This window comes from Okeania sp., assembly GCF_983059655.1.
In genome coordinates, this window is the sequence record NZ_CEZPJD010000257.1 from 1 (window position 1) to 9,849 (window position 9,849).

Below are 9,849 nucleotides of genomic sequence, written 5' to 3' on the forward strand. Positions count from 1 at the left end.
TTGCTATATCTAATATAGAATCCGGTTATATAGTATATGTTGGTAATTCTATAATTACTTCAATATTTAATCTCCCCCACTCCCAACTATACAATAACTATTCAACCAGATTTTATATTATCCTACTTTGTAAAAGTAGTTTTCCTAAAATTTTGCTAATATTCCAAGCATCATCTGCGCCTCTATGATGAGTGCCTTCCAAGGGAATATCTAATAAATTTAAAGCATCTACCATACCTACTTCTTTGGGTAAAGCATGAATCAGAGCAAACAAATTTTTTACATTAATATGTCTAATGCCAAAAGGATATTTTATGTTCCTAGATAAACATTGTTTCTCAAACATATTTTTGTCGTAATTGCCCCAACTTGCCCAGACTCGTTGTAAAGATTCATATTTTTTCCGTAGTTTTAAACAAGCTTCGGAAAAAGTAATTCCTCGGTCAACTTCTGCTTGAGTTAAAGTTGTAAGTTGGGTACAAAATTCACTGATTTTGGAACATTCTGGTCTGACTAAAATACTTTCTTTTTCAATAGGTTTCGCTTCAGCTACATCAACAATACAAATCCCAATTTCAATTATTTCGCTTTTTTGGTCTGGCGGGGGATTTGTCTCCCAACAAGTAGCTTCAATATCAATAACAATAATCTTGTTTAACTTAATAGTCATATTTCTAAGGAATCATAATTAGGATTTGCAAAAAAAGTCTTTAAGTAGAGAAATTATTAATCTGAAATTGATGCTTAGTCAATTATCCAGTAACCATTTTGTCGCCAATATTGTTCCTTTAAAGCTTCTTCTAAATGTTGTTGTTTAATTAAACCTTGGAACATTAAAAATTCTCCTAGTTTTAGATGCAATGAAGTCTGAATGTCTATTGCTTGGTTTAGTTGAACTTGCGAAATTAATTCTCTTCGGATTAAAATTTCACCTATTTTCATGATTGTGTTTTACCTTAATTAATGTGGTCTGTTCATTAACTACTAGCTTTTATCAAGGTGAACTTATGCAGTTTCTGCTAATTGTTTCTCAAAAGTGCATAAGTTAAAATCATCAGAGACTATAATAAAAATGGTGATGTCTCACTCCCACTCACCCTGTAAAGTAAACGCCCCCAATAATACGGACTCGTCCCCTTCTCCAACATCTCCAACTGTAAAGAAGCGTGCTAACTTATCTGTAATGCACTCCTAGCCACCACAGCCAGCACCACCACCGTCACCGCCACCACCACCGTCACCGCCACCACCACCGTCACCGCTACCACCACCACCGTCACCGCCACCACCGTCACCGCTACCACAGCCACCACCACTGTCAGCAAAACCACCAAAACCATCACCATAGCTAACAGCACCTCTATATCCAGACCTTACTTTTCTGTTCCATTGGGGAAGTGCGATAGGTTTTAAGTTTAAAAATTTTCTAATCTTTATAACTAACCATCTTCGTTCTTTAGTAGTAATCAAAATATTATTTAATTTGATTTTTTTACCATCACCATATTTGATTATAATGAGAGAAAAACCTATATCTGTAACATCAGTAATTTCTGAAGAATTAATAGTAATAGATTTGTATTTATTTTTAAATATTGACCATGTTGCAGTACAACAAAATTTATCTATTTTTAGAACAAATTTTCCTTTCCATACATATATTAAATGAAAAATACCTGTAGATAAAATGAAAATTTGATAAAAAATATAAGAAATATCAGAATCTAAATACTCTCTTGGTAAATTGAACAAAGATAACATCTGAGCATCTAAATACTCCCTTAGTAAAGGCAACGAAAAAAACAAAAAACAGTACATTAAAAGAAAAGGAAAGGTTTCAATTCTATTTTTTTCTTGGATTTTAATCAGAATTGAATCTTCACTATAAGAAAGTTTAATTCTACTATTTATAAGCCTCTTAATTTTCATGCTTTATCATCCTTACGGTTTATTTCATGTCAAACATTTTGTACTTTCAGCTTTATATTTTCCGGCTTAGTTAGGTCATACAAGTTTTGATAAATTATTAAGCTGCTCAAGCACAAAACTATTGTTGGTGAGAGATATTGAAAGAAGCGTGTCAACTCAGTAGAGAAATTGTTAATCTTAAATTGATGCTTAATCAATTATCCAATAACCATTTTGTCGCCAATATTGTTCCTTTAAAGCTTCTTCTAAATTTTGTGCTTGAATCAAACCTTGTAACATTAAAAGTTCTCCTAGTTTCATATGCAACGAAGTCTGAATGTCTATTGCTTGGTTTAGTTGAACTTGCGAAATTAATTGTCTTCGGATTAAAATTTCACCTATTTTCATCATCGTGTCTCACCTTAATTAATGTGGTCTGCTCATTAACTACTAGCTTCCATCAAGGCGAACTTATGCAGGTTCTGCTAATTGTTTCTCAAAAGTGCATAAGTTGAAATCATCAGAGACTATAATAAAAATAAAGTTAGTTGATGAAGCTTGAAATTTTAAATCCTATGAATCAATCAAAATGCTATAATAAGTTCCAACTTAAGTTATAGTTATTTAACCTCACATGAAATTAGTTCCTAAATTTTTAACTACAACTCTTATTCTTACTTTGATTACCAGCATTATCACTTATGGTTGTAAGCGGACATCAAACCCTTGTTTTGTAGAAGTAAAAATTGTGAATCCCAGTGAAACACAAACATTCCAATCAACAGAGTATATTGCCCAAGTTGTTGCAAAAAAAAAGCACGTATTAGAGCTTACTATGAAGGTGTAATCGATGAAATATTTGTTTCAATTGGAGAAAAAGTAATTGTTGGAAATCCAATTATTAAGCTTAAAAATGGTAAACAAATTGAAGCCCCTTTTTCTGGAATAGTAGGTGAATTTTATTTTAATCAAGGGGAATTTATAATGAAAGGAGAAAATTTAACTACAGTTATTGATAACCAATCTTTTTATGTTCAGGTTGATATACCAGTTGATTATTCATCCAGAGTTAGAATTGGAACTCCTATAAAAATTATTGATAATAATAATGGTAAGGTATTAGCTACTAGCAAAATTGATTTTATTTCACCAGAAACCGATCGGAGAACTCAAACTATTTTGGTTGGAGCTAAAGTTTCTAGTCAAGAATATGGCTTTCGAGATGGGCAGCAAGTAAGAGTAAGAGTAATTTTGGAAAAAACGACTGGCATTTTTATCCCAATAACAGCCGTCCGAAGGATTGGTGACCAGGCATTTGTATTTGTAGTACAAGAAGAAGAATCTCAATGTAAAGAGTCTAGTTTAATAGCTGAAAAAAAACCTGTTAAATTAGGAAATATCCTGGGTCAAAATTACCAAGTTGTTTCAGGATTAGGACTAGAAGACAAAATTATCATATCGAATGTTTCTAAATTAAAAAATGGTCAACCTATAGTTGAAATAGAACAAGACTTGAACAAAAAAAATCCTTAAAAGTATAGCAATCTTCAATCATTTGTAAAACCCTGGACTTCTGAAAAACTCCCTCTTTCTCCTTGAAGTGCATAAGTTCAAATCATCAGAAACTAGAGTACAATAGAACCTTGAGGAAAATGTATTGTGAGTGCTGATAAGCATTAATACTAATTGAATAAGGTTAAAAATATAGTATGGAGGTGTAAAAAGGATGAAAAATGGTTTCACCAAGAACTACTGGACATTATGCAAAATTGATTTAGCTAGCTCTGATGTGTCTGCTTTTCACCGGGAATATCGACAGGAGTTACTATTACCTGTTCAGAAACAATTTCAAATCTGGTTTCCGTCTATTGCTGAACTCAAAAAACTCTCCTCTCAAGATGACAGAAAAATTCAAGCTACCTTACTATCTTATTTTCGTTCTCAAAATTCTGCTTCTTGTAACTCCTTGAGCATAACAGCAGGACTTTCTTTGCGTTGCTATATTTCCCATGCCATTGTTAATGCTTGTCAAAAACTGGTTCAACAATTTGGCGATCGCTATCCTTTTCGCCTCCGAGATTTGTTGTACCTGGTACTCACTGATGATGGTAAGACAAAAAATATTAAGCAAGTTCAGGAAAACTCTCAGTCTTCTTACTCCTATTTCTGGGAGGAAATTCTGAGAAGTTTCAATCCCGATCAAGGTGGACTCTATGGTTGGACTAATTTATGCACCCGTCGCCACTCAGAACTTACTCAAAGGCTATGGGTAGAATTTGGTTTATCTTTAAGTACTCCTTGGGCAAAACTAAATAAGATTAAGCGTTATCAAATTAAAAATCTTTCACCTCAAGAACAGGATGTGGTAGAAGCTTTTCATGAGGTATATCGACGCGACAGACGAAAACAGGGTGCAAAGGGCAAATGTCCCGAACCTTCTGAGTATCAACTTCAGGAAATGCGCGATCGTCTTTTTCCCAGGGGAGTTATATATAATTCTTCAGATGAACTACTTGAACAATTGAAAACTATTGCTCAGTTTTTACAGGAACAAATGTTAAATCCAACTGAGATTTCACCTCCCTCTAATGCTTCCGCAATGGAACTTGAATTTCTAGACGAACATCGCGATCAAGCTATTCTGGATGCTATTGAGGGGGTGCTTTCTCAACGTTTGCAGAAATTACAAAAAAGTGCCTGGTATCGTGAATTTGTTCCTCATTTTTTGCCTAGTTTACGACTAATTTATTGTGAAAATAAATCTCAAAGTGAAGTAGCTAAACAATTAAATATGAATAATCAATCTCAAGTTAGTCGAATTTTAAAACTAAAGCAATTGCTGAAGCAAATTCGAGAACAGGTAATGGAGCAAATGCTGCAAATTTTGTTAAAGAAAGCAGAGTTAAATTCCAGTCAAGGGGTTTTAGATCCAAATGCTTTCGATTCTTTGATTGAACTATTAAGTCGTTATTTAGATGAAACTGTTTTTCTAGAGGCCGCAAAGGAAATTTCTACAGGAAGGAAATACCAAAAGATGACCAGTCTGTTCGCTGAAAAAATGCGCTATTATCTTAAATATAGTCAGCCTATTTAACAAAATAATAAATATTAAAGTAACTACATTAATTATTCTTTTTTTCACAATAAGCAAATTTTAAATTATAACAATAACCTGGAGAATAAATATGAATATTCGTTCTAATTCTAAGCAAATAAACAGACAGTATTGCCGACAATTGGAATTAGAAACTATTGATTTAGAACCTGAAGATTTTCAGCAAGCAACTCTCTTGAGTAATAACTTTAATAACGAAGTCCAACAATGGCAAGCTTATTTGAAAATTTTGGGTTTATTAGCACTAAAAAAATGGTTGAGCGATCGCCATTTAACATTAGATAATCCAATTGAATCTCTGCCACATCATCAAATTATCAGTTCCGAACCAATTAGCAATCTAGAAGTGGGTGGATTTAAAGTCTGCTTACTGACAAATGAAAATATAGTAAATGAAGGAATTGAAATTCCGGAGAAAATGATTTATTCTCCAGATTTTGCTGCCCATTTTTATGTATTAATACAGGTATTAGTAGAGGAAGAAGAAGCTATTTTAATTGGATTTATACGATATGATCAGTTAATAAATCCAATAAATCAGTCTTTGAAAAAAAATAAAATAGGAAATTATTACCTTTCTTTGCCCGAACTAAAATCTGACTCCAGTCACTTAATTTTAAATCTTAAATATTTGAGTCCAGTAGCTATTAAACTTCCAGAAAATACCTTAGCTGAATCAAAATCTTGGGAAAAATTAACAAGTTGGTTAGAAGGTATTTTACCAGAAGCTTGGCAACCAGTAGAAGAACTTCTAGGAAATCGTAAACCGACTATACAAATGGCTTTTAGTTTAGATAAAACAACAGAAAAATTATCTCCCAAAGCAGTTAAAAAAATTCTCAAACAATTCCAAATCACTCAAAGACCAAGAGACAAAATCAAGGCAGATTCATCTCAATCTGAACTCTCAGAGACAGAAGTAAATAAAGCTCTCATACAGATTTTACAAACAACAGAAGATGAAGAAACACGCTGGCAAGTTGCCGAATTGTTGTGGGACATTGATCCTAGTCATCCAGCAGCAGGTGTACGTCGCGCTATCGATCTAGGAATGCAACTAGCAGGAGTTCCGGTGGCACTAATGATAGCAATTTTACCTAAATCCAACCAAAGATTTGCTGTTCTTTCTAGAGTTTGTCCTCTCCAAGACCAACGTTTTTTACCAGCAAATTTAAAACTTATTGGTTTAGATGAAATGGGGGAATCTATATTTGAAATTCGTGCTAGACAACGAGATGATTATATTCAGTTCAAATTTACCGCCGATCCAGGCGATCGCTTTAGTCTTCAAGTTAGCCTTAATTCTGCTACTGTGACAAAGCACTTTATTATTTGAATAAAAAAGTGATGTTTTGATGTTTTGTGGAATGGACATCTTGCCCGTTCGTAGGCAGGATGCCTGCCTCCACATATTTTTACCGCAGGTAGGATGCCTGCTCCCACTTACCACTTATATTCATCAATGCCCAAAATCTTAAAAGTTTGACAAGTCTGATATTCTTGTTTACTAAGATTAGGTGTTGGGTTTCCTGTCGTCAACCCAACCTACAAAGAGTAAATAAAAAAGCGATCAAATCGTAGGTTGGGTTAAGCGGTAGCGCAACCCAACAACAATGTCTGAAAATGTTTGTCTGCAAGAATAATATAGTGCAAAATCTTAAAAGTTTGACAAGTCTGATATTCTTGTTTACTAAGATTAGGTGTTGGGTTTCCTGTCGTCAACCCAACCTACAAAGAGTAAATTTTTGGAGATATCTATTAGATATTTCCAAAAATCAAAAAGACAATCAATTCTTACCCATAAATCATCAATTATTTTTCCCCCTATTCCCTATTCCCTATTCCCTATTCCCTATTCCCTTTTTTTTGGAGATGTCTATTGAACCGAATATAATATTAAGGCTAAAGTAATGAATTAATCATAATGACAAGACAAGTTGTTATCAAAATAGAAGAAGGCAGTTTTGAATTAGGTTTTCCTGTTTCCCTGGAGTTTTGGCAAGATGGTAGAATCATTGCCACAGAACGCAAGTGTCCTCAATTGCCCCCTAACCCAGATTTTCCTAGAGTTTATGATGAATGGAGAAACATTTATATTAAGTTGGGAAAGATTGATCCTGACTCGTTTCCCGACTTCCGAGTAATAGAGATGCAAGAGGGGCAAACTACCAACGTCTCCAGTTTAGAAGGCTGTCAAAATGCCACTCGCACCCTAGAATCTAATGTCAGAAATTGGTTGGGGCAACCTATCTTTGGAGCTATAACAGCGCGAATTATAGGACAACTTCAAGACAGAACTCCAAATGAATCAGTTCGAGTGATTATCGAGACATCAAATCCTTATCTGCGTAAGCTATCCTGGGATTATTGGGATTTATTTGAGAAATCATATTTTTTACCCAAAGCAGAATTTGCCCTTTTATCTGAATATAATCGACCAACAGAAATGTTGGAGGAACCGATTCATATTTTGGCAATTTTTGGGAGCAATGAGGGGGAATTACAACTGCAACAAGATAGGGAACTCATTGAAAATTTACAACAATACGGGGCAAGTATTACCTCTATTCCAGATGGAGAAAATTCTCTGACTCCTCAAGAACTATTTGATACTATTTGGCAAGGAAATTGGGATATTATTTTTTATGCAGGACATAGTTCCGCTCAGAATATTCATATTGATCGTACCTTAAAGTTACCAATCAATCGTTTAAAAGAAGCTCTGAGGAAAGCTGCCCCAAAAGTTAAGCTGGCAATTTTTAATTCCTGTGATGGACTGGGTATTGCTGAATATTTAGCTGATTTTAATATTCCCCATTTGATTGTGATGCGAGAACCCGTTCCCGATCTAGTAGCACGGCGTTTTTTGCAATATTTCCTGGAAGAATTTACCCAAGGGCAACCTCTCCACACCTCAGTTAGAAAAGCACGGAAGCATTTACAACAACTAGAAATTCCTATTCCCAATAAATTGTTTTATCCAAGAGCATCTAGACTGCCTGTACTCATCCAAAATCCTGCTACACCTGAACTATATTGGCCTCAACCTAAACCTCCAGGCAAACCTCCAATAAAACCTCAGCATATAATTCTGTTTTTCTTGACGATCGTTGGTGTTTTGGGAATTTGTCGTTGGTTTTATCCTGAACCTGAAATGCTTGGAGATAACATTAGTAAAGGTGAGGAGATTCTAGTTAAACGATTTCAAGCACGAGACAAACAAAGGGGTGTGGATGCAGTTGCCCAATGCCAGAAACCCTGGAATTATTTTCTACCTATTTGGAAAAGTCATATTCGACAACAGTGGAGAGATTGTTTTGTCACCAAAAACATTTATCAAGAGGCAGTTCAAAATTTTCAGCAAAGTTGGAAGACAGAACGAAGAGATCCAGAAACTTTAATTTATCTCAATAATGCAATTTTAGAAGCTATAGGAACTAATCCCTATACCATTGCAGTTGTAGTTCCAGTTTTACAGGATTCAGAACTTGCTGAAGAAATTTTGCGGGGAGTAGCTCAAGCGCAAATGGAAGTTAACTTGAGTTTATTCAATAAGAATAAATTTTCTAATTTGACTTTACCGGGTGCAAATTTTCTAGACCCGAAAAGCTTGAATGGAAAAGGTTTAAAAATCATCATTGCCAATGATGCTAACTTAGAGACTCAGGCGGAAAAGGTTGCCAATACAATAGTCAAACGGTCAGATATTCGGGGTGTTATTGCTTCTTGGACTAGTGAGATGACGATGGCAACTGTAGATATATATAACCTAAATGAATTAGTATCAGTTTCTCCTAGTGCAGCCACTTCTGAACTCACAGAAACACTTAGACCATTTTTCTTCCGAATTATTGCAACTAATGAGCTGCGAGCAGAAGCAATGGTTGATGTCTTAATGAATAAAATTAATCAAAATAGAGCTACGATTTTTTATAACCCTGCTAGTCCCTATTCTAGTGATTACAAAAAACATTTTAAACAAAAACTCTCAGAAAAAGGAGGATATGTCATTGATTCATTTGATATTTCTCGGTCTAATTTTAATGCTAAAAATGCTATCCAAAAAGTCAGAAAATATGGTAAATCAACTATTGTTCTCATCCCAGATGGGCAAGTGACTGATTCTTTTGCTAATGCTCTGGAAATCATCAAAGAAAATGATGGTCAAAACTGGATAGTTGGTGATTCATCAATTTACAGTCCGAAAACCCTGAATATATCTCAACCCCAACTCTTGAAAAAACTTCTTATCACCATTAATTGGCATCCCCTAAGCAATCCAAAATCTTATTTTTCTCAGACTACTGAGCAACTTTGGGGAGGTCCTGTTAGTGCTCGTACAGCTTTAAGCTATGACGCAGCTCAGGTGCTAATCAAAGGAATTGAAGAAAATGGAGAAAAATCTACTTACTCAGGAATTCAGAAGACATTGGCAGACAAAAATTTCCGCGTTGACGGGGTAACAGGAGAAATTAAATTTCAACCGGGGACTGGCGATCGCCAAAAACTACCCTTGGAATTAGTTAAGATTGTTTCTTGTACAACGAATCAGGATAAGGATCGCGTCATATTTATTCCTGAGAAGTATTCAAAACCTGAAGATGCAGGGTTGAATTGTTCGAGTTCTAACTAATATTTTTTCTAATAAGTGCATTATATCTAGTCCGGTAACATCAGTATTATTTAGTATTAAAGAGAAGAGTCTATATTGTAGGGGTAAATGGCCATTTTTCCCTATGCATTGTATGACAATCAACTCTATTATATTACCCCACTGATAACTGATAACATAAATGACTGATACTAAAATTTTACACCTAATTAAT

Annotated in this window: 8 protein-coding genes; 4 read left to right on the forward strand and 4 right to left on the reverse strand. The window is 34.6% G+C overall.

Annotated elements, in window-relative coordinates; all coding sequences use genetic code 11:
• Nucleotides 1-112: 112 nt before the first annotated feature.
• From AC3DU7_RS15565 to AC3DU7_RS15580, 4 genes are all read right to left on the reverse strand, one after another.
• Nucleotides 113-670: a 3'-5' exonuclease gene (locus AC3DU7_RS15565; protein ID WP_488040240.1), complete on the reverse strand. Its 558-nt coding sequence runs from the start codon at nucleotides 668-670 to the stop codon at nucleotides 113-115.
• A 74-nt stretch (nucleotides 671-744) separates the two neighbouring features.
• Complete coding sequence (locus AC3DU7_RS15570) at nucleotides 745-942, reverse strand: cyclic di-GMP-binding domain-containing protein, MshE-related (protein ID WP_488040241.1); 198 nt, start codon at nucleotides 940-942, stop codon at nucleotides 745-747.
• A gap of 249 nt (nucleotides 943-1,191) precedes the next feature.
• A complete protein-coding gene (locus AC3DU7_RS15575) occupies nucleotides 1,192-1,929 on the reverse strand; it encodes a hypothetical protein (RefSeq protein WP_488040242.1) in 738 nt (245 codons plus the stop codon).
• Nucleotides 1,930-2,118: 189 nt separating this feature from the next.
• The gene (locus AC3DU7_RS15580; RefSeq protein ID WP_488040243.1) at nucleotides 2,119-2,319 is read right to left on the reverse strand and encodes a cyclic di-GMP-binding domain-containing protein, MshE-related; all 201 of its coding nucleotides are present in this window, start codon (nucleotides 2,317-2,319) and stop codon (nucleotides 2,119-2,121) included.
• A gap of 513 nt (nucleotides 2,320-2,832) precedes the next feature.
• On the opposite strand from AC3DU7_RS15580, the gene AC3DU7_RS15585 reads away from it, so the two are divergent.
• From AC3DU7_RS15585 to AC3DU7_RS15600, 4 genes are all read left to right on the forward strand, one after another.
• Nucleotides 2,833-3,441, forward strand: a complete 609-nt coding sequence (locus AC3DU7_RS15585; protein WP_488040247.1) for an efflux RND transporter periplasmic adaptor subunit — start codon at nucleotides 2,833-2,835, stop codon at nucleotides 3,439-3,441.
• Nucleotides 3,442-3,634: 193 nt separating this feature from the next.
• A complete protein-coding gene (locus tag AC3DU7_RS15590) occupies nucleotides 3,635-5,002 on the forward strand; it encodes a hypothetical protein (RefSeq protein ID WP_488040244.1) in 1,368 nt (455 codons plus the stop codon).
• A 91-nt stretch (nucleotides 5,003-5,093) separates the two neighbouring features.
• Nucleotides 5,094-6,359: a DUF1822 family protein gene (locus AC3DU7_RS15595; RefSeq protein ID WP_488040245.1), complete on the forward strand. Its 1,266-nt coding sequence runs from the start codon at nucleotides 5,094-5,096 to the stop codon at nucleotides 6,357-6,359.
• Between the two features lie 588 nt (nucleotides 6,360-6,947).
• Nucleotides 6,948-9,656: an ABC transporter substrate-binding protein gene (locus AC3DU7_RS15600; RefSeq protein WP_488040246.1), complete on the forward strand. Its 2,709-nt coding sequence runs from the start codon at nucleotides 6,948-6,950 to the stop codon at nucleotides 9,654-9,656.
• The last annotated feature ends 193 nt before the right edge of the window (nucleotides 9,657-9,849 follow it).

Coding starts and splice junctions, on each gene's coding strand:
- AC3DU7_RS15595 (WP_488040245.1), top strand. CDS start 5,094: ATGAATATTCGTTCTAATTCTAAGCAAATAAACAGACAGTATTGCCGA.
- AC3DU7_RS15570 (WP_488040241.1), bottom strand. CDS start 942: ATGAAAATAGGTGAAATTTTAATCCGAAGAGAATTAATTTCGCAAGTT.
- AC3DU7_RS15590 (WP_488040244.1), top strand. CDS start 3,635: ATGAAAAATGGTTTCACCAAGAACTACTGGACATTATGCAAAATTGAT.
- AC3DU7_RS15600 (WP_488040246.1), top strand. CDS start 6,948: ATGACAAGACAAGTTGTTATCAAAATAGAAGAAGGCAGTTTTGAATTA.
- AC3DU7_RS15580 (WP_488040243.1), bottom strand. CDS start 2,319: ATGATGAAAATAGGTGAAATTTTAATCCGAAGACAATTAATTTCGCAA.
- AC3DU7_RS15575 (WP_488040242.1), bottom strand. CDS start 1,929: ATGAAAATTAAGAGGCTTATAAATAGTAGAATTAAACTTTCTTATAGT.
- AC3DU7_RS15565 (WP_488040240.1), bottom strand. CDS start 670: ATGACTATTAAGTTAAACAAGATTATTGTTATTGATATTGAAGCTACT.